The sequence below is a fragment of the Streptomyces sp. H27-H1 genome, from assembly GCF_026627445.1.
Lineage (GTDB): Bacteria > Actinomycetota > Actinomycetes > Streptomycetales > Streptomycetaceae > Streptomyces.
Genome location: NZ_JAPNLJ010000009.1, coordinates 89,069 through 107,656, shown reverse-complemented (window position 1 = coordinate 107,656; position 18,588 = coordinate 89,069). Strand labels below are relative to the sequence as shown.

Annotated in this window: 16 protein-coding genes and 2 pseudogenes; 13 read left to right on the top strand and 5 right to left on the bottom strand. The window is 68.5% G+C overall.

What is annotated here, in order from left to right; genetic code table 11:
• Positions 1 to 26 precede the first annotated feature (26 nt).
• The 4 genes from OTB20_RS12510 to OTB20_RS12495 all read right to left on the bottom strand — a co-directional run bounded on the left by OTB20_RS12510 (position 27) and on the right by OTB20_RS12495 (position 7,354).
• Positions 27 to 2,036: an AIPR family protein gene (locus OTB20_RS12510; protein WP_267751925.1), complete on the bottom strand. Its 2,010-nt coding sequence runs from the start codon at positions 2,034 to 2,036 to the stop codon at positions 27 to 29.
• On the bottom strand, positions 2,029 to 3,048 hold the full coding sequence (locus tag OTB20_RS12505; RefSeq protein WP_267751924.1) for a PD-(D/E)XK motif protein: 1,020 nt from the start codon (positions 3,046 to 3,048) through the stop codon (positions 2,029 to 2,031). Before OTB20_RS12505 ends, OTB20_RS12510 begins: the two co-directional genes overlap by 8 nt.
• A complete protein-coding gene (locus tag OTB20_RS12500) occupies positions 3,045 to 5,813 on the bottom strand; it encodes a Z1 domain-containing protein (RefSeq protein WP_267751923.1) in 2,769 nt (922 codons plus the stop codon). Before OTB20_RS12500 ends, OTB20_RS12505 begins: the two co-directional genes overlap by 4 nt.
• Positions 5,814 to 5,875: 62 nt before the next feature.
• Complete coding sequence (locus OTB20_RS12495; RefSeq protein WP_267817223.1) at positions 5,876 to 7,354, bottom strand: ATP-binding protein; 1,479 nt, start codon at positions 7,352 to 7,354, stop codon at positions 5,876 to 5,878.
• Positions 7,355 to 8,027: 673 nt separating this feature from the next.
• Here OTB20_RS12495 and OTB20_RS12490 point away from each other — a divergent pair.
• The 3 genes and pseudogenes from OTB20_RS12490 (at position 8,028) to OTB20_RS12480 (ending at position 11,209) form a co-directional block, all read left to right on the top strand.
• Positions 8,028 to 9,816: pseudogene (locus OTB20_RS12490) on the top strand (type IV secretory system conjugative DNA transfer family protein).
• Positions 9,813 to 10,043 carry a hypothetical protein gene (locus OTB20_RS12485; protein WP_267751921.1) on the top strand — a complete coding sequence of 77 codons (231 nt, stop codon included), beginning with the start codon at positions 9,813 to 9,815 and terminating at the stop codon, positions 10,041 to 10,043. The pseudogene OTB20_RS12490 and the gene OTB20_RS12485 overlap by 4 nt, the downstream one beginning before the upstream one ends.
• Positions 10,040 to 11,209, top strand: a complete 1,170-nt coding sequence (locus OTB20_RS12480) for a DnaB-like helicase N-terminal domain-containing protein (protein ID WP_267751920.1) — start codon at positions 10,040 to 10,042, stop codon at positions 11,207 to 11,209. The genes OTB20_RS12485 and OTB20_RS12480 overlap by 4 nt, the downstream gene beginning before the upstream one ends.
• 92 nt (positions 11,210 to 11,301) lie before the next feature.
• Here the strand turns inward: OTB20_RS12480 and OTB20_RS12475 are convergent, their stop codons facing one another.
• Positions 11,302 to 11,451: a hypothetical protein gene (locus tag OTB20_RS12475; protein WP_267817221.1), complete on the bottom strand. Its 150-nt coding sequence runs from the start codon at positions 11,449 to 11,451 to the stop codon at positions 11,302 to 11,304.
• Positions 11,452 to 11,632: 181 nt separating this feature from the next.
• On the opposite strand from OTB20_RS12475, the pseudogene OTB20_RS42415 reads away from it, so the two are divergent.
• The 10 genes and pseudogenes from OTB20_RS42415 to OTB20_RS12425 all read left to right on the top strand — a co-directional run.
• Positions 11,633 to 12,019 (top strand): annotated as a pseudogene (locus OTB20_RS42415) (hypothetical protein); the annotation flags it as partial.
• Positions 12,020 to 12,134: 115 nt separating this feature from the next.
• On the top strand, positions 12,135 to 13,034 hold the full coding sequence (locus OTB20_RS12465) for a DNA cytosine methyltransferase (RefSeq protein ID WP_267751975.1): 900 nt from the start codon (positions 12,135 to 12,137) through the stop codon (positions 13,032 to 13,034).
• 93 nt (positions 13,035 to 13,127) lie between these two features.
• Positions 13,128 to 13,733 (top strand): DUF4913 domain-containing protein, encoded by a 606-nt coding sequence (locus OTB20_RS12460; protein ID WP_267751918.1) that lies wholly within the window; start codon positions 13,128 to 13,130, stop codon positions 13,731 to 13,733.
• Complete coding sequence (locus tag OTB20_RS12455; protein ID WP_267751917.1) at positions 13,730 to 14,497, top strand: glycosyl hydrolase; 768 nt, start codon at positions 13,730 to 13,732, stop codon at positions 14,495 to 14,497. Before OTB20_RS12460 ends, OTB20_RS12455 begins: the two co-directional genes overlap by 4 nt.
• Complete coding sequence (locus OTB20_RS12450) at positions 14,494 to 14,970, top strand: hypothetical protein (protein WP_267751916.1); 477 nt, start codon at positions 14,494 to 14,496, stop codon at positions 14,968 to 14,970. Before OTB20_RS12455 ends, OTB20_RS12450 begins: the two co-directional genes overlap by 4 nt.
• On the top strand, positions 14,967 to 15,635 hold the full coding sequence (locus tag OTB20_RS12445) for a hypothetical protein (RefSeq protein WP_267751915.1): 669 nt from the start codon (positions 14,967 to 14,969) through the stop codon (positions 15,633 to 15,635). The genes OTB20_RS12450 and OTB20_RS12445 overlap by 4 nt, the downstream gene beginning before the upstream one ends.
• The gene (locus OTB20_RS12440; RefSeq protein ID WP_267751914.1) at positions 15,632 to 16,063 is read left to right on the top strand and encodes a hypothetical protein; all 432 of its coding nucleotides are present in this window, start codon (positions 15,632 to 15,634) and stop codon (positions 16,061 to 16,063) included. The genes OTB20_RS12445 and OTB20_RS12440 overlap by 4 nt, the downstream gene beginning before the upstream one ends.
• Positions 16,064 to 16,084: 21 nt before the next feature.
• Entirely contained in the window at positions 16,085 to 16,627 is a 543-nt protein-coding gene (locus OTB20_RS12435) for a hypothetical protein (RefSeq protein ID WP_267751913.1), read from the top strand.
• A gap of 56 nt (positions 16,628 to 16,683) precedes the next feature.
• Complete coding sequence (locus tag OTB20_RS12430; protein WP_267751912.1) at positions 16,684 to 17,529, top strand: winged helix-turn-helix transcriptional regulator; 846 nt, start codon at positions 16,684 to 16,686, stop codon at positions 17,527 to 17,529.
• A 147-nt stretch (positions 17,530 to 17,676) separates the two neighbouring features.
• Positions 17,677 to 18,564 carry a DUF317 domain-containing protein gene (locus OTB20_RS12425; RefSeq protein ID WP_267751911.1) on the top strand — a complete coding sequence of 296 codons (888 nt, stop codon included), beginning with the start codon at positions 17,677 to 17,679 and terminating at the stop codon, positions 18,562 to 18,564.
• Positions 18,565 to 18,588: the final 24 nt, after the last annotated feature.

Here is an 18,588-nt window from a genome sequence, read left to right as displayed (position 1 = left end):
GGCGGCGTCGCACCCGAACCCGACGTCTACGGAACGGGATTGAAGCCCAGGCGCAGCGCCTCGTTACGAGCGTGCATCGCTTGGGCCGCCTGGGCCTCGGGGATCTCCTGTTCCAGTTCGAGTCGCCTGCCTACGAACTGTGCCAGCTGACGCTGCCACGGTTCGAGTGCGCGTGTCTCCTTGGCCCAGCGTTCGATCGCGTACCACTCGTCGGCCGGAACCAGCGCCGCCTCCTCGGCTGCTCCCGGTTCGGTTCCGGTACCCCCGGAGAGTGCGGCCTCGTCCAGTGGACTGTTGAGCAGTTCCGCCGACAGAGCACGTGGCATCGTCCAGCGGGCTGTGGAGACGGCGTCCCAGCAGACCGCTTTCTTGGCCCATTCCCCGACGTGGTTCCCCTCCAGAGGGGTCGTGACCGCCCGTATGACCCGAGGGCACAGGTCCTGGATCGCGGACTCCAGGACGGGAGTGATCGCCTGGTCGCGCCAGATCCGGTCCAGATCGATCCGGCGGTCCGTGGCCAGGGAGAGGCGCGCCGCGGTGTAAGTGGTGATCATGCTCTTGTGGCTGCCGGCTCCCTGGATCTCGGCGATGCGGTCGACGGCCTTGAACAGGATCGCCATGGCGATCATCCTCTGGCAGTACTGGAGGTCCACACGGGGTGGGGCCTCCTCGACGCGCAGCATGAACTCCACGAAGTTCTTCTGGGCGCCACGGCTGACCAGGTGCGGGAGCCGGTGCCAGGAGTGGACGAACTTGGCGAGGTCCGCCTTGGTGAACTTCTGTCTCGTCGGGTTGAGCTTCTTGAACTGGCGCTGGCGTGCGGGAGTCCGGGCCTTGGCCAGCTCGTCCGTGTACTGGCCACGTGCGCGTTCGTAGAACCAGTGTGTCTCCTGACCACTGCCGTCCGCCGCGGGGGCCCACAGGGATCGGGTGATCCGCTGGACCTCCACGTGGTAGTCGTGGTTGGAGCTGAAGTCGACCTGGGTCACCCGGTTCTGTGTGTTGGAGTATTCCGAGATCTTTGGAACGATCTCGGCGAGGCGGTCAGGGGCCACCTCCGTCAGCTTCATCTGCACCCATACGTCGGACAGATCGACCTTGTCGCGGGTGAGCGCGTAGTGGAGCGAAGCGGTCGTCTGGCCCCCGTTGACGATCTGCAGGCCGTGGATCCCTGAGATGTGGGTGGGCTCACCGTTCGAGCCCGTCACGAAGTCGACCTGTGACGCCGTCGCGGTTATCCCGTTGTTGTAAGCCAGGAAGCGGCCAGGGGCGTGCAGGAGGGTCTCCCGGATTCCTCGGTTGACCGAGCCGCGGGTCTGGAGGAAGGAACGGACGTTCAGCTCCAAGAGCCGTGTGCCGTACTCGGCGTACAGCTCCGCGAGCATCTGCCCGGGTATCACGGCCAGAGCAACGGAGTGGTCCTCCTCCGAGGAGGGCGCGGAGACGCAGGGAAGAGGCGGGAGGAAGGGAACCACGATGGGCTCTCCGAGCGAGCCCGACGTCGCGTGGCGATGCAGGCGGGCCAGGTCCCACACTTCGTGGGTCACCGGAAGGCCGTCAAGCTCCGACGCCGGTACCTCGGTGAAGGTGCCGACACGGTTGCTGAGCAGGAAGAGCCTGATCCGCTGCACCTCGGTGAGCGACTTCTCCACCGCCACGCACATGTCGTACACGTCGAACGACTCGTCGATGTGCTGCTGCAGCCCGTCACCGCACCGGACCGCGAAGGTCAGCAGTCGTCTGAAGAACGCCTCGGTCTGCGCTTTGGTGAGCTTGCTCTCCAGCGGCGCCAGATGGAAGTCCGTGACGAACAGGTCCAGGGACGCGCCCGACTCCCCGGTTCCGTATCCGTGGACCTCGTGTCCGTGCGCCTTGTGATAGGCGGTGAAGGTGTTGGACACGACGCCAGCCTGCTCAAGGTCTTCGAAGACCTGCCGGGTGAACGCCTCGGGAGTCGTCGTCCCCTCGGCGTCCGCCGTCGCCTGGACGTCGGCGACCAGGCTGCGGGAGAACTCCTCCACGTCCAGCTCAGCCATCGGCCCCACCGATCATCTCCCGTACCTCGTCGATCTGGGCACGGAAGGCGTCCAGCCCCGAGGTACTCACGTGGTACGAGCAGTCACCGACTCCCTCGGGGAGGTCGGACTCGGTCAGCCTGGGGAAACCCTCCCGCACGTGCCAGAAGCGCAGGTCCCGCACGGTGTACCGGGGCTCGTCGTAGCGATCACGGTGCGCCGGCAGGTATCCGGCCTGGATGAGTAGGCCGTCGAATCGGACACGAGCTGCGGAGTTGGTGAGCTGTTGCCGGATGTGTTCGACGCGTCGGTTCAGACTCTCGCCAGAACCTCCCCGCCGCTCGTCCAACTGTGCGAGGGCGAGAAGAAGGGCCGGGGTGCCGGTGTCGTCCAGCTGCCGCTCACTCGCGATCCTGATGTTCCGGGGCCGCTTGGAGGTGCTGGCCTTTGTCTCGATGGCCACGTCCGGCAGCTGGAAGTCCTGGTTGGCCCCCGTGGGGCCGGTCCAGGCGTCGACCGCCTCGGACTGGGAGAGCTCCGCGATCAGAGTGTCCCCCAGCAGAAGGAGTTCGCCGTACAACCCACGCCGCGCCTCGACACTGAGCCCGTCCGTGCCGACGACGCGCAGCAGGTCTTGCCACCTACCGAAGCGTGCCACGGCGGCGCTCAGGGCGTCAGCAGCTCCTGACGCCGCCTGGGCGGTGGCTGCCACGTCGGCCACCAGCGGGTTGAACACCTCCCGCAGAGCCTTCTCGGTCAAGATCACCTGCAGCTCGTACTCCAGGCGGGACACCGCGCTCAGGCTCATCTCGATCCCGGCAGCCCGGGGCAGGCGACCGACCGACCGCACCACGGGATCCGCAGAACGCGCGTCCGTACGGAGGACCAGCATGCGCTGCCGACCGGGGTGGGCGACCGAGAGGAAGATGTCGAGGGGGGAGTCCGGGTACATGCGGATACTGGAGCGGCCCGGGGTGTCCTGCGGACTTTCCAGCTCCCGCCATTCGTCCTCAGTGACGCTGGTGACCGTCACGCGTCGTCCTCCTCGTCCTTGGTGTAGATGTCCTCCTGCAGCCAGACGGAGTTGGCCTCGTACTCGGTCTTGGACTGGTACTCGGAGTGCGGAAAGCTCAGCTGGAATCCCACGAGTGGAGTCGACTGGCCGGTCTCGGACGCGTCCGGCACCACGATGGGGTAGACGAGCAGCAGCCCCTGGTCGGTACGCCGCTGTCGTCGGATGTACGGCCCGGCCGGCGTCTTGAGCGTCTCTTTCTCCTTCGCCGCCCGCTCAGCGGCCTTGCGGGCGGCATCCTTCTGGTCGGGGTCGAGGCCGATCATCTCGTCCGGCGGGCTGAGTACCCTGCGGATCGTGTAACGGCCCTCGGCCCTGTACTTGGGGTTAAGCGGCCCACGCTTCACGAGGCCGACCGTGTGCCCGGCGATTTCGTGAGGTGGCAGCTCTGACCTCGTGCTGCCGACCAGACAGACCGTCCAACTGCCAAGCTCTCCGACCTTCGTGCACTGGTCCACGTACTTCGCGATCAGCCTCGGTCGGACACGCTGGGCCATACGGTCGGTCTCGTAGGCGTTCAGGAACTCGGAGATGATCTCTGCCGGCACGCCGTTCCACCTGACCTTGCCGTTCGGCGTCTCGGCCGGGATTGGCTCGGTAATCGTGTCCATGCGGTGGATGAGCGTTTCCAGGGCCTGGAAGTTGTGCTCGACGGTGCTCTTGGCGAGCTTGAAGATCACGGTTTCCGGCCCCTCGCCGGAGTAACTCAGCGTGATCTTCGTGCTGTTCCGCATCTTGTTGGGTGCGGTCACGGTAAGTTTGAGAGAGGAGGACCGCACCTTGAGGCCGAACTGCGTCGGAGTGAGTCCGAGCGTCGCCATCTCCTCGACCTCCCTGCGTAGTTCGTCCGTGGCGGCCGTGACCTCCACGTAGGCGTCCTCGAGGGCCGGCATGGTGTAGAGGCGGCACAGGTCCTCGTAGCCGGGGCGGTACCCGAACCACCGGCCCATCTGCAACAGCGTGTCGTACGTCTTCGACGGCCGCAGATAGTAGCTGACCGTCAGGCCCTCCAGAGTGAGACCTCGGGAGAGCTTCTGGCCTCCGATGGCGATCACCGAGAGGCCGCTCCTGCGGTTGTCGTAGTAGTCGAGTGCATCTTTGGAGGAGCCGTTCACGGTCTTGACCTGGATCTTCCGAAGAGCCGGAAGGATCTGGTCGGAAACCTGGTCCCAGGTCAGGCGCTCGGCCTGCTCGGGTTCGAAGCAGTCCGTGGTGGGACCGAAGTCCCGCTCCCAGAGGACGCGGAACTCCTCACGGATCTCCGGCCCCTTTCCGTAGCGATCTCGCATCATGTCCTCGATGAGGTGCCGGTAGTCCAGCACCTGCTCCCGCACCAGGTGCTGGACGGCGGTGAAACGGGTGACGTGCACCAGCATCGAGTTGTGGACCTTCGTCTGCCCCCGGGCCCGGCGGGCGGCGCAGGTGAGCACGAACGAGAGGATCGCGTCACGTAGGGAGTCAGGGAGGTCTCCGGTGGGAGCGTCGCCCGACTTGTGACTGGAGGGGAGCCAGGCGTCACTGTCGTCCACGTGGCGAACGAGCGGCAGGGCCTGAACGTCGGCCTCGTCCTCGTCCTCCACCTGGAGCCCGAAGACCCGCTCGGGGCCGAGGTAGTTCGACGGGGACGGCAGGCTGCGGATGAAGCTGGCGGGGAAGAGGTCCTCGCCCGCCTCGGAGTTGTCCGCCTCGGGGTCGATGTAGATGTTGGCGAACGGCGTGGCCGTATAGCCCACGTAGGCCGACTTGTCGAAGCTCTTCATGAGCTTCCGGATGGCCGCGTTGGTCTTGGTCGGGTCAGCCTCCGGGTCACGCACGGTGTTGATGGAGGCATTGTCGGCTTCGTCGTCGATAACGAACAGCGGGAGGTCGCTGATGACCTTGGCGCCGTTCTCGTCCTCGACGCCGTGCACGTCCAGCACCCACTGGCGTACGTATTCAAGGATCTTGTAGTGCTTCTTGACGACGAGAACGACGGGGAAGTCCCCAAGGGGAAAGTTGATCGCCTTCGCCGTCGCCAGACCGAAGTCCCCCTTCTCGCCGCTGTTGGTGGGTGAGGCGATCTTGAGTTTCTTCACCAACGGCATCTTGCCCACGCCTATGGCGCGAGACCGCCCGTTCTCGTCCGAGCGGCTCTGGTTCTGGGTGTCGAAGCCCAGGAGCCCCTCGTCGATCCGTAGCTGTGTCTGACTTCGGAGGTCGTTGTGGATACCCGCGAGCACCACGATGAAGCGGTATCCGGCGTCCACCGCCTTCGCCGTGAGCCCGATGTACTGCCCGGTCTTTCCGGACTGCACCTGGCCGATGACCAGGCCCCTGCGACGCCACGGTCCGGTACGGCGTGGATCCTCCAGCTGGCTCAGCACGTCGTCCGAGCTCTGGTCCAGCCGACGCACGACCCCGGGCGGGAGGCTGACGACGTCCTCGAGGTACCTGCGGTAGCGCTCCCAGAAGTCCCAGTCTCGGTCGTTCTTCGCTTCGGGCAGCCAGGGTTCGTGCCCCTCGCCCTCGGTGAGAGCGAGAGATCGCTCCTGGAACACCACAGTCAGGGCCTCGATCTCCTTGACCAGCTGATCCCGGTCAACGGGCGCACCCTGCGCCGCCAGCATGCCGTAGATGCTGTTGACCGCGTTGTGGATCTCCTCGGACTTGGGCTGCCGATCCTGGGGCAGGAAACTGAGAACCAGGCGCCTGGCCTTGGCCATCGGGTCGTCGGGAATGTCGCTCATGTGAAACCTCCGGTCAGGCGAAGTCGGGGACTGAGAGCTTATGGATGGTCACTGACACTCTGTCATCTACTCCAGAAGCCTTGCAGTTGGTCAAAGGGCGGCATGGTCCGCAGACGTTCCTTGGCCGCAGACGGCGAACGGCCGGCCGTGACCAGGGACTCGTAGATGCGCTGCGCAACCTCGATCGCCGCGTCGTCGGCCGGGCCCGGGCCGCCGAACGGTTCCGGGTCGTCACTGCTGTCGGTCTCGTGCATCACACGCAGCGCGGTGACGGGGATCGTCTCCTCGAGGAGACGGATCAACGCGCGCACGTCAGCGCTGCTGTTTCCACCCGGCCGTGTGGCAACCTGAACCAGCGGGTGGCTGCGGTTGATCTTGCAGGTGACCTTGTCCTCGGAACGACGTACAAGCCACGCGTACGAGAGAGGGTCTCCGTGGGTACGGGCAGCAACCTGTCCCCGGTGCCGGAGCACGTCCGCGGCGGTCGACCGGGCTTTACGCGCGATGCGGTTTAGATGCGTCCGGAGCGCGACGGGCGGGACGACGCTCGACTTCCTCACGTCGACGCTCCACTCAGCGTCCGTCTCGGCCGGAATGTCGACGGCGATACGTGCAAGGTTGTACTTCTCCTCACGGCGCATCCCACGTTGCCCCAGCCAGTCACCGGCCAGGATCAGTCGGTTCCGTCGATACACGTAGAAGCCCTGCTGGTCGAGCCACCCTTCAGGACCGGCAGCCTGGTCGTACTCCTCTGAGGTGAGACGGTGGGCACCTGGCAGGATGAACGCCTCGACCCTCACCAGACCGCCGCTCAGTGGGAGTTCCTCGGGCTGGAGGGGTTGCACCGACGGGTGGTTACGCAGGAAGGGGTCCCAGGGTCTCACCGCGTTCCCTCGGATCCTCAGGTCACGGCGCCGGGCACCGGCGAGGAACCGGGCGAAGACCATGCCGAGGTGCGACTGGGTGCGTGCCACCTCGGCGTAGAACTGTTTCTGGGTTCGCTCGTCACCGGTGCTGACGTTGGCGGCGTGGTATCCGTTGAGCCGCCGCCAGAGGACGATCGTGCCGTGGTCGGCATCCGCGCGGAGCCGGTCCAGCACGACAGCAGTGTCGGTGTCCGCGCCGTGGAGCAGCCGCCACTGGCCGGACTGTTCGACGACGTCGAGGTCCCAGGTTCGCGTGTGCCACTGTCCGCCGGCCTTGGCCGAACTCACGGTGAGCTGTCTGGCCTGGGAGAAAGAGGCGGACTTGAGGCCGACGCCGAACCGACCCAGATCGGTGGCTGACCGTGGAGTCGCGGGACCGCGGGCGGCCACCGTCATGGCGCTGACAAGTTCCTTGACGGTCATGCCCCAGCCATCGTCGACCACCGCGATCCACGAGTCGGCTCCGGCCCAGGTGAACTCCACCTCGATGGTCCGGGCCTCGACCGACATGCTGTTGTCCACGAGGTCGGCGACGGCGGCCGGCAACGAGTAACCCAGAGAGCTGAGCGAGGCCACCATTCCGGCAGGTTCGGGGGCGGCGATGTCGTACTTCATGTGTGCCCGGTTCTGCTTCCCCATGACGGCGTTCCTCCGGAACGTGACCGTCCCGACGCCTCGGTGAAACCGGGCGGACGCGCTCCCCGACTCAGAGGGACCACTACGTGCGCTCACCCGCTCCGGACAGCACGCCCCACCTGGGACGAATGCTACGGGAGTAACAACACACGTTGACAGGGTTTCACCGGACTCGCGGCGGTGGTGGTGGGATGCGCCCAAGCCGGATGGGCCGGGTATAAAAAGATCCGTCCCAGATGTCGCAACCGACCCTCTCTGCTGCTTCTTCCGTGGGCTATATGGGCTGCTGCCGCCCGTTCGAAAGTCTCGACCACTGCCACAACAGCCGCTCACGAAGCTAACGCCACGGTGTTGCCCTGGGCTTCTACCAGCGGATTCCGGCCAGGCCAAATCGCGGATTCTGTGGATCGTCTCTCTGCCAGCCCGAGCCCCGGGTTGCAGTTCGCTACTCCCCCTTCAAGGCAGAGGCCGTGATCGACCACCACCAGCGCGCCAGATCCGTAGAGGCATCAACGAGCCCCAGCCGCCCCAAGCTCCCCGACAGCGCGGCCGCCAACTCCCATCCCGAACAGGAAGCGTCTCGATGACCAGCAGAAGAGCCGCACGCGCCCCGCCCTCTATCACTCACCTGCGCTCACTCCCAGGACTCACCATGCCCGCACCCCGCACCAGCGCGCCCTCGACCACCACCGGTTCGGACGCGCTTCTCTACCTCCTCTTCGGCCTGCTCGGCATCGCGCTCGCCTTTGGTTCGCTGGCCTGGTTGAGCGGGAATCTCACCAACTCGTTTTTCGGGAGCGGGGCCTGGATTCCCTTCAGGGCCACGGATGCGCTGCTTCACCCCGATGTGCTGTGGTCGAACCTGAGCCCCACCGCCCTGCTGGTCGGCGCGCGGATCGTCCCCGGCCTGCTGTCCGTCTGCCTCACCATCCTCGGCCTGGTGCTGTGCATGAGGTTGCGCGGCGGCCCGAAGAACGGCCTCGCCCGGAAGGCCGACCTCGCTCCGCTGCTGGACAAGGAGATCACCGCCAAGGCCAGGAGCCTGCGGCCGTCCTTGAGCGGCCGGGAGTGTAAAAGAGGTCGCTCCTGCTGACCGCGGCATCCTTCTCGGCACCCTCTCTCCGGGGCGGGCCAATGTCCGCGCGTCCTGGGAGGACGTGATCGTCGCGATCATGGCTCCGCGAAGCGGTAAGACCTCCGGACTCGCGATCCCCGCGATTCTCGCGGCGCCCGGCCCGGTCCTGCTCACCAGTAACAAGGCCGCGAATGACGCCTTCACCGCGACGGTGGACGCTCGGGCCGAGGTCGGCACGATCTGGACCCTCGACCCTCAGCAGATCGCCCACCACCCGCGCGAGATGTGGTGGGACATCCTGGCCGACGCCCGCGACCTGGCCGGGGCGAAACGTTTGGCTGGGCACTTCGTCGCCGCCAGCGTGGACGAGTCGAACGGCTCCGACTTCTGGTCCACCGCCGCGAGTAACACCCTCGGCGCGCTGTTCCTCGCTGCCGCCAGCCACCGGCGCCCGATTACCGATGTCCTGGCCTGGCTCGCCTCCCCCGCCGACCGGACCCCGGTCGACCTGCTCACCGATGCCGGCCACGACGCGGTGGCCGCCCAGCTTCAGGGCACTGTCTCCGGCGCGACCGAGACCCGCGACGGCATCTATGAGACCGCGCGGCAGTACGCGAGCTGTCTGCTCGACCCGGGCGTCGCAGCCTGGGTCACGCCCGTCAAAGATCTCCCCGAGTTCAAGCCCTTCGCCTTCGCCACGTCCCGCGACACCCTGTACCTACTGAGCAAGGACGGCGGCGGCAGCGCGAGCGCGATCATCGCCGCGGCGGCCGACGCCGTGATGCGAGCGGCCGTGGTCGTCGCCGAGTGTTCCGGCGGACGGCTCGATCCTCCCGCCCTGTGCATCCTCGACGAAGCTGCGAACGTCTGCAAAATCTCGGATCTCCCTGACCTGTACAGCCACTTGGGCAGTCGAGGCGTTATCCCGATGACGATCCTGCAGTCCTACCGGCAGGGTCAGCGGTGCTGGGGCGAGGCCGGCATGGACGCACTCTGGTCTGCGGCCACCGTCAAGATCATCGGTTCGGGCATCGACGACGCGGACTTCGCCGACCGGCTCAGCAGGCAGGTCGGCGACCACGACGTGCAGACCACCTCGGTGTCGACCAGCGACGGCGGCAAGTCCACCTCGGTGAGCATGCGCACCGAGCGAATCCTGCCGCCCGATGCGATCCGTGCCCTGCCCAAGGGCAAGGCGCTGCTCCTGGCCACCGGAATCCGGGTCGCCATGCTCGATCTCCGGCCTTGGTACAAGGAGCCGTCCGCCAAGGTGGTCGGCCCGGCTTCAGCCCGTGCGACGAAGGCGATCACCGAACGGGCCATCGCGAAGACCCACGGCCGTGACGACTTCGGGTTGTCGGCATGAGCGCGCCCACACCGCGTCCCGGGCGGTTCGTACGCTCGCCGGTCGTTCTGCGCGACGGGCAGTGGTGGTTGGTCAGCGGGGCCGGCTCGATACTCGCCTCCGATCCCACGTTCACGAGCACGCTGGACCGTTTCGCCCAGGCGATGGTCGCCGCCGACCAGACGGTCGCCGACCTCCGCGCCCGGGAGAGCGAACCTCCCGCTTCCGATGCAGGGGGGCAGCGATGAACCCGCTGCTGGGGGCGGAGCAGGCGGTGCTCGGTTCCGTGCTGCTCGACCCGGGTCAGCTCTCGCACCTTGACTGGCTCGCGCCGGATCACTTCTACCGGCCCGTCCACCAGGCGCTGTTCACCGCGTTGCGCAAGCTCCGGGACGACAACCACCCCGCGTTGGCCGAAGAGTCCGTACCGCTGTCATGGGTGACCGATGCGGTCGCCGAGGCCAGCAGCCACGTACGGGGGCTGACCGCGGTGTACGCCCACACCCTGATCTCGGCCTGCCCGCGTCCCGCGCACGCTCCGGTATACGGCCGCATGGTGCTGGAGGGCGCGATCCATCGCAGTATCACGGAACACGCGATCCGCCTTCACCAGGCTGCTCGCGCCGACGCCCTGCAAGGCGAAGTCGCGGGAGCCCTGCATTACGCGGACGTCCTTACCGGCGTGCTCAGCGATCTCGCACAGCGGTGGGGTACCGAACCACGCCCGGTCGCGCCTGCTACTCCGCCGGCCACCGTCCCGGCCGTGCCACAGCCGGTTCGGGCCGACCATGTCGCCGAGGACGAGCGGTTCCTTCTAGCCGTCCTCGCTGAGCAACCGACGGCCATGGACGAGGTAGTCGGCTGGCTGCGGCCTGGCGACTTCGCCGACCCCGCCCACGGGCAGCTCTACCGCTGCCTTGGCGCGCTGCACCACCGGGGTGAGCCCATCGATCGGGTCACCTTGCTCTGGGAGGCCCAGCGGCGTGGGCTTCTGGCCGACGGAACGCTGTCCAGCGATCAGCTCGCCGCCATCTGCGACGGCGTGGGTCCAGGCAGCGCCGAATGGCTCGGCGAGCTGGTGATGCGCTCGTCGGTCACCCGCACGGCGGCGACCTCAGCGCGTGCCATCCGGGCCTTGGCGGAGAACGAGGCTCTGGCCCCCGGGCGGCTCATCAATCACGCGTTGCACGCACTCGGTCCACTCGATGAAGTGCGTGCCCGCTGGCAGGCGGCGAACGGCCGCCCCGCACCGACGCCGACGGCCCCGGCTCCCTCGCCAACCGGGCCGCCCCCTGCGCAGGTGCACGCGGCGCTCGCCCGCAGCACACCGCGCTCAGTCTTGCCGTCCTCGGCCCGGCCTGGCTCTGCCCCCAGCCCGGCCGCCGTGCGACCGCCCTCGCGCGGACACGGCTGAACCCTCCCCCCTTCCGTCGCTCGTCCTCTTCCTTGGGATTCACCGTGAACAACACCCCCGTCTCCGAAGCCTTGGCCCTGCGTGCCACGGCCTCAGCCTTCGATGCCCAGCGCGGCAAGCTCCCGGTACCCGGAGACCCCCACCGCTCGCCGAACAGCGTCGCCGTCGCCCGGCACATCTCCGAACTCGGCACGCTGATCAGTGGTTTGGGTGACGAGGTCCTCTTCCGTGTCGTCGACCAAGACCAAGAGGCCCACAGTGCGCGGGGCATCACCAGCTTCGCCGCCGCCGTAGGGCCTGCCGGCGAGGCGGCATCCGCTCTCGGGGCAGTAGCCCACCAGCTCTCGTTCCTGAACCAGACCGAGCACCTCCGCGACCAGCCCGATGCCCGGGACGCTCGGGAGGCTGCGGCGCGTGTGACGGATGACGCGCTCAGCATGGCGAACACGGCCCTACGCGAAGCCGCCGATTCCCTTCACGCCGCGTCGGCGACGGTTGCGCCTCCGTCCGCGCGACTGCAGGCAGCCCGTAGCCGGTCCAGGACCGCGGCTCCCGCATCCGCTTCACCTCCGCCTACTGTCCCGGGAGCAGCAGCTCCTGCGGACCGGATCGCTCGGGGTCGGTGACATGCAGACCGCCATCGCGTGCCCTCCGCTGATCGGCTCGCTCTGCTCGGGGTACGGCGGGCTGGACCTCGGTGTCCAGTCCGCGCTCGGCGGCACGCTGACCTGGCACGCGGAAGTCGATCCGAACGCCTCGCGCATCCTGGCCCGCCACTGGCCCGGCGTCCCGAACCTGGGCGATATCACGACCGTCGACTGGTCCACCGTTCCCCGGGTCTGCGTCCTGACGGCGGGTTTCCCCTGTCAAAGACGTCTCGGTCGCCGGCCGTCGGGCCGGACTCAACGCCCAGACCCGCTCCGGGCTGTGGCTGCACGTCGCCCGTGCGGTCGAAGCCCTCCGACCTTGCCTGGTTGTGATCGAGAATGTGCGCGGCCTCCTCACCTCACCCGCCGGTTCCCCTGGCGACGTGGAATTCTGCCCGTGGTGTCTGGGAGACACCCCAGGTCAGCCTCCTCTGCGGGCACTCGGTGCCGTACTCGGCTCCCTGGCCGACCTCCGGTACGACGCGAAGTGGCTCGTGCTTCGCGCCTCCGATATCGGAGCCCCGCACCGCCGCGAGCGCACTTTCCTCGCCGCCTGGCCCGCCGAACACTCTGTTCAAGACGCCGACCAGCAACATCGCGAAGAACGGCGGCTCGCAGCACCCCTCCAAGAGGAAGAGCGGAGGACACGGCCCGAACCTGGCCGACGAGGTGGAGTGGCTCCTGCCTACGCCGAAGGCATCGGACGGGATCAAGGGCTCGCCCAACCAGCGGCACGGCAACGGGGACATGACCCTGCCGAGTGCGGCGGCGTCGCTGCTGCCCACACCGCGGGCCAGCGACACGGGCACGCGGGGACGCCGACCGGGCAAGGGTTGGCGCCCGCCCCTGTCGGCAGTGGCTCTGCCGCTCTGGACGGAATCGGCTCCGGAAACCGGGGGGCAGACCAGCGATGGGGGGCGTACGCAGCCGCCATCACCCGATGGGAGATGCTCACCCGCCCCGCGCCGCCGCCCACTGATGCGGCCGGACGGCTTCGTGCCGACTTCGTGGAGTGGATGCAGGGACTGGAGCCCGGCTGGGTCACCGCCACTCCGGGGCTCGGACGGCCGGCTCAACTCACCGCACTGGGCAACGGTGTCGTGCCTCAACAGGCCAGCCGAGCAGTGCAGTTGCTGGCGCCGCCCTTCCCGCGCTGCCCTCGCTGCGCGACGGCGTAGCGCCCCACTACCGGGTTTTCCGGGCCGGACCAAATCGCGGTTCCTCCGGATCCTCTTCCTCATGTCGCCGTCTCACAGATGGAGCACGCCCCCATGTCCGACACCAGCACGACCGCCCCCGACCCGGAGCCGTTCCGCGTCCCCGACGGGGACCTCGACGACCTCGCCAGCATCCTCGCCAAGACAATGGCCGAGGTCAGGCAGCACGGCGTCATCCTCGACCGCCTGGGCTCCGAGCCCGCTCCCGCCCCCGCCGCACCCCCGACTGCGGACGGCGTTCCGGCCGCAGAGGCGACCGGCTCCGCGCAGGAGGACGGCCCCGCTTCGGTGTTCATCCTCGCCTTGGGCGGCGAGGCGTACGCCATCGAGATCGCCGCCCTCAGCGACTGGGTGAACTACCTCTTCCTCCCGGTGTACGGCCGAGAGATCAGCACAACTCGCCCGTGGTGTTCGCAGTGGCACGAACACCCCGAGGCCGTTGCCCGGCTGCACGCCCTCTGGCTCGCGTGGCAGCAGCTCACCGACGCCGAGGCCGGCCTGTCTGGCCCTTCGACATGGCACCGCGACCACCTGGACCAGGCGTTGGTCCATCTCCGTGCTCCCGACGGCCCCTTCGCCGCGTGCACGACGAGCCCGAACCGACCCAACCATCGCGTGCTGGCCACCCCTGCGCCCGAGCAGTTGGGGCTGGCGGCATGAGCAACGAACTCGACTTCCGTCTGGACGACTTCGAGCCCGCCGACGCAGACTCGGAGTACGCGGAGCAGCGGTTCTGGGCCGGCGACCTCACCGTCCTTGCCGAGCACCACACCACCCCCAACGGCTCCCACAGCTTCGTCCTCGCCCACGACGGCTCGGTCACCTGGGGGGTACCTGGCGAGCCCCAGATTCGCGCGATCAAGGTCGCCCGGGACCTCAACCAGAACACCTTCACGTTCGAGTCGACCTATCACTCCACCGTGTCCTTCGCTCAGAACTGGCTGACCGAGCGCGGTTGCCCGCCCGAGCGGATTTCCCAGGTCGGCGACGACTTCATGAAGCCCGCCGACGACCTCACCGCGCGGGTCGAACAGAAGCTCCGCACGTCGGGCGACCGGTACAAGGTCCTCGACAGCTACACCTCGGACTTCGACCCGTGCGAGACATGGACGTTGACCCGCGACTCCATTGCTGCCGAGGCGCCGATCCGTGTCTTCCTCGAAGAGGGGGACTTCGACGCGCACACGTACACGATGCGCGAGGGTGCCTTCGCCGACGAGGACGCCGCCCGGCACTGGCTGGACGACCGCAGCACCGCGCTGCCGCAGCCGCCGGAATACCGCGGAGACGCCACTGCCCTCCGGACCCGCGCTGCCCTCACGCGGTCGGCCGGTGCCTCCGCGATACCGAAGGCCGGCCTCGACGCCCCCAGCACGCCGTCGACAGGAACGGAACAGCGACCGAGCCCCGGGCGGTCGATGTGAGCCGCGCCCGCTTCGCCTTCTCCGCACACCCGGACGCCATCGCGGACCTGCGGGGGCTTCCCGACGATATGCGTGACTTGGCTCTGCTGGAGCTGCAGAACCTGGTTCACGGCAGCGACGACTGCCTGCCGCTGAAGGGTCGCCTCGCGGGCTTCCACAAGGTCTACGTCGATCCGTCCGTCTCTTACCGGATGGTCATCCAGTTCCGCCCGGCTCCTCCGACCTCGCACCACAAGCGCGAGATCTATCTCGTCGCCGCCGGTAGCCGGAAGGACTACGCGGTCTACCGCGCGGCGCACCTGCGCACCGGCCCCCACCAGGACGCCGAGACAGCCTCTGCCTCCGAGGCGCGCGTGCAGGCCGCTCGATCCCGCTCTCCCCGCGCGGTCGACCAGCCGACTGCTGTCCCGGCATCTCCTCCCGCAGCAGTCCAACCCGCTGCTGCCGCTCCTCGAAAGGCTCCCCAGCGATGACCTCCGACCGCAACCCCCTGGCCCGTACCGAACTGGCTGACCTCCTCACCGAGGTTGCGCACAGCGTCTCCGGCATCCTCACTGCCGAGTACCCGACGGCCGCTAGCCGTTCCTACCTGCACCCCGTGCTCGGTGCACTGTCCGCCGGGCCCCGGGTCGTCTGCGAGCTGAACGACCGGCTCGAAGGCTTCGTGGCCGACGATCCACTCCCCACGACGCCGGCAGGTCTCTTCACCCTGGCCTCCTACGCCTCGGCGCTGGGATGGCTCACCGAGTCCCTCGCCGAGCTGACCGCCTCGGTCGACCGGATCTGCACGCGCGTCGGCATCCCCACAGAGCCGCCGGACCCGGCCTTCGCCGCACGGGCCAGCGTGGAGCAGAACAGCGAGTTCGACTTTGCCTTCAGCGCCCTGGAGTTGGCGGCGATCCGTACTGCGGCCGAAGCCGCCGGTCTCGCGCCGGTCGACTACGTCGAGGTGCTCTCCGAGTCCCTGCTCGCAGCCTCCCGCATCACCGACGCCTGCATGGAGATCTCCAGCGGCCTACTCGAAGACGCCGCGTACGTCCTCGGCGAGGCGAACGACCACGTATGGATCGGCGACGGTCCCGAGAGCCTGCCCACTCTGGTCCGCTCCCTGCTCGCCCGGATGGAGGCGGCGGAATGAACCCTCATGACGCGACCGGCCGGGACGATGACTGGGCCATCTCGGGTGATCGCCGCCTCAGGGCCCTCGGAGCCGTCGAGGCCGGCGGACTGCGATTCCACCAGAGCGCCATCTACGGCTACATCTACCTCTCCGACGGACAGGGCCAGCGCCCCAACCCGGAGGTCTGGCCTGAAACCGTCCGGCGGCTGGTCACCGACGGGCTACTCGCCCAGGACACCAGCGAGGGGCTGTACCGGCCTGGACAGCTCCTCTCGCTCACACCGCAGGGCGAGGTGGCCCTCCGAGACGCCCGTACGGCCACGCCGCGCGTATCCGCCGCCCTCAGCCGCAGCGGCGCTGCAGCGATCTCCGGCACCGGCCCCGGCGTCGACCCATCCGCCACACCTGCGACAAGCACGGCCACCAAGCCGTTCCGTTCCCGCTGATCTCCCTCGAAAGGACGCCCCATGTCCACCGCGATCTACACCCGCCGCCTGGTCGAGCACCGGTACGGCCGCCCGCTGGAGAAGCTGCGGCGCGGCAGCGCCTCCGGCCGTTCCGACGACCCTGTCCTGCCCATCCTGCTGCGACGGCTCGACGGACTCGCCCAGACCGGCGCCGATGCCCGGTCAGCCCGCCGCAACCTCGACGCGGCCTGGCAGCGGCACCGCTCCGGCGAACACGCCCTCGACGATCTCGTGCTGCTGTACGCGACCGAAGTCGTCGACCTCGAACGCCAGGAACAGAGCGAGACGCAAGCGGTCTGGGACCTGCTGGATGTCCGCCTCCTCCTGGACCGCGCTTCCGCTCGGCGGCCGTCGGCTCATCGAGCCGCCCCTTCTCCTGACGACCAGGACCTGCTGGACGTCGCCCGCGAGGTCGCCGCCGGCCTGCATCGCCTCAACCGCGAGGCACTGCGCCAGGGCCTGCGCGGCCGCGGCGTCCCCGTCAGCAACCGCCGCCTCGGCGCCGTGCTCCAGAGGCTCCGAGCCGAGAGCACCTCCCGCTGACCGCTCGGTCGCGCCACGGATCCACAAACCCCCTTTGTCCTAATGGAGTTCGACCCATGTCCGCCACCTCTCAGTCCTCCGCTGCCTCGATCGGCTCGGTCGATGCCCAGCGTGTCGAGGACGCGCTTTCCCTGATAGCACCGAAGTGGACCACCTGGTCGGCGCAGACCCTGGCGCAGCAGGGCAGCCCCATGCGTGTGCGTGACGTCGCCGCCAGGCTTCCCTTCGTCAGCGAGCAGTTCGTCGGTAAGCGGCTGGCCCAGATGCACGCTGATGGACTGGTCACCCGGGCTGACCACCGCCACGGGGCTCCGTATCAGCTCAGCGCCTTCGGCGAATCGCTGTCTCGGGTGCACCACACCCTTTACGACTGGTCCCAGGCCAACCTCTCGCTCGGCGGCCAGGTAGCCGGTGCTGAACGCGTCGAGGACGCCGTGAGGCGTCTGCACCTGCGGCATTCGACCGCCGTGATCCAGGTCCTCGACGCGGGCGGCCCCATGCGGTTCGTCCACATCGCCGAGGAGATCGGCCTGGACAACGGCTTCACCCGGCAGCGGCTCAACCGGCTTCAGGTCGACGGCTTGGTCGCCCGTACCGGGCCCCGCCACGGCGACCCGTACGGCCTGACCGACGCGGGGCGGGCGCTGGGCCCCGTCTACGCAGCCGTCGAGCACTGGAGTGACCCCGTCGCCACACGGAATCGCTCGGCGCCGCTGACCCCTGTCGCGGCGGCCACCCGGACCCACGCCGGCGTCTCGCTGGGGTCGGACAACATCCGAACTTCAGCGGCCCTGCGCCGGAGCGCCGCCGCGCCGAGCGCTCTGTTCAGCCACGCACCGCAGCCGCAACCGCGGGTGCCCGCAACCGTCACCTCCCAGTCGACCCCCTCTCGGGGCCGGTGATCCGGGTGGCCCTGAGAGCCAGCCACGCCTCCCCGTTGCCACGGCGCCCGCGTGCAGTCGAGCAGCCCGTTCCGCTGCGCACGCGGGCGCGTTCCCCTCCCTCAGCCCTACACCCAGGATCCCTACCAAGAGGTACTGGTCAGCCCCATGTATCTGGCCGGTTCCAACGGGACCGGAGACGCTGGCTTCGCCCCCGTCGCTCACTGGCCCCATCACTACCTCGACGAGGGCCCCTGCCAGCTTCTTGTCACCTCGCCCGATCAGAGGATCCGTATCGGCTGGTTCGGCGACGACTTCGAGCTGTGGAAGATCACCGCAGCCGAGGAGGCCGTCTCCGCACCCCGCTGGACGGCAACCTTCAACCATGTCACCCCGGCCGAGATCGTTGCCGGTCTCACCACCGCTCTCGCTCACGACTACGCCGAAGCGAATGCCTACGAGGGCAACGGGCGCTTCCTGGCGAGCCCCTCGTATCGCTGGACCGACGCCGTCCAGCCCCTGACCGATGCCGGCTGGACCCGCGACGGCGGAGCCGAGCTGGGCACCGTCGAGATCATCGCCCCGGACGGACAGGCAGGCGTCCTCATCGACAACCGTCGCTCCCGTCTGGACGACGAAGCCGTGACGCTCTGGGCGGGTCCACCTGGCTGGGGCACTCGCGCGGAGGCGGTCTTCTCCGCCCGTACTCCCTCCCACTTGATCGCCGCAACGGCAGCGGCCATGGCCGATCCAGCCCCGGCGGCACGTGAGCTGCACCAGATCCACCGCGAGGTGGAGCACCTGGTCTCGCTCAGCTCCGTCGGCCCGACCGCCAACCGGGTTCCTCGGGCTCCCACTCCCCTTGACGTACGCCGCACTGCCGTCACGCAGGCCGTCCACCGCGCCGCACGCTTCCCTCGGACGGCCGCCGACCTGCGGGTCAGGGCCGCCCGCAGCCGTACAGCGGCCTCGGCGCAGAACCGGTCGAGCAATCCTGCGTCCGCTCTCGGGGCCAGGCCGCCGGCCACCCCGACGCCCCCACGCCATAGCCGCTGACTATCGGCTCCGGTCCCTCTGGGA

What these genes read in the sequence shown, in the direction of transcription:
- OTB20_RS12510 (WP_267751925.1), bottom strand. Translation starts at nt 2,036, where the DNA reads ATGGCTGAGCTGGACGTGGAGGAGTTCTCCCGCAGCCTGGTCGCCGAC.
- OTB20_RS12500 (WP_267751923.1), bottom strand. Translation starts at nt 5,813, where the DNA reads ATGAGCGACATTCCCGACGACCCGATGGCCAAGGCCAGGCGCCTGGTT.
- OTB20_RS12495 (WP_267817223.1), bottom strand. Translation starts at nt 7,354, where the DNA reads ATGAAGTACGACATCGCCGCCCCCGAACCTGCCGGAATGGTGGCCTCG.
- OTB20_RS12485 (WP_267751921.1), top strand. Translation starts at nt 9,813, where the DNA reads ATGAGCGCGCCCACACCGCGTCCCGGGCGGTTCGTACGCTCGCCGGTC.
- OTB20_RS12480 (WP_267751920.1), top strand. Translation starts at nt 10,040, where the DNA reads ATGAACCCGCTGCTGGGGGCGGAGCAGGCGGTGCTCGGTTCCGTGCTG.
- OTB20_RS12460 (WP_267751918.1), top strand. Translation starts at nt 13,128, where the DNA reads ATGTCCGACACCAGCACGACCGCCCCCGACCCGGAGCCGTTCCGCGTC.
- OTB20_RS12455 (WP_267751917.1), top strand. Translation starts at nt 13,730, where the DNA reads ATGAGCAACGAACTCGACTTCCGTCTGGACGACTTCGAGCCCGCCGAC.
- OTB20_RS12445 (WP_267751915.1), top strand. Translation starts at nt 14,967, where the DNA reads ATGACCTCCGACCGCAACCCCCTGGCCCGTACCGAACTGGCTGACCTC.
- OTB20_RS12440 (WP_267751914.1), top strand. Translation starts at nt 15,632, where the DNA reads ATGAACCCTCATGACGCGACCGGCCGGGACGATGACTGGGCCATCTCG.
- OTB20_RS12435 (WP_267751913.1), top strand. Translation starts at nt 16,085, where the DNA reads ATGTCCACCGCGATCTACACCCGCCGCCTGGTCGAGCACCGGTACGGC.
- OTB20_RS12430 (WP_267751912.1), top strand. Translation starts at nt 16,684, where the DNA reads ATGTCCGCCACCTCTCAGTCCTCCGCTGCCTCGATCGGCTCGGTCGAT.
- OTB20_RS12425 (WP_267751911.1), top strand. Translation starts at nt 17,677, where the DNA reads ATGTATCTGGCCGGTTCCAACGGGACCGGAGACGCTGGCTTCGCCCCC.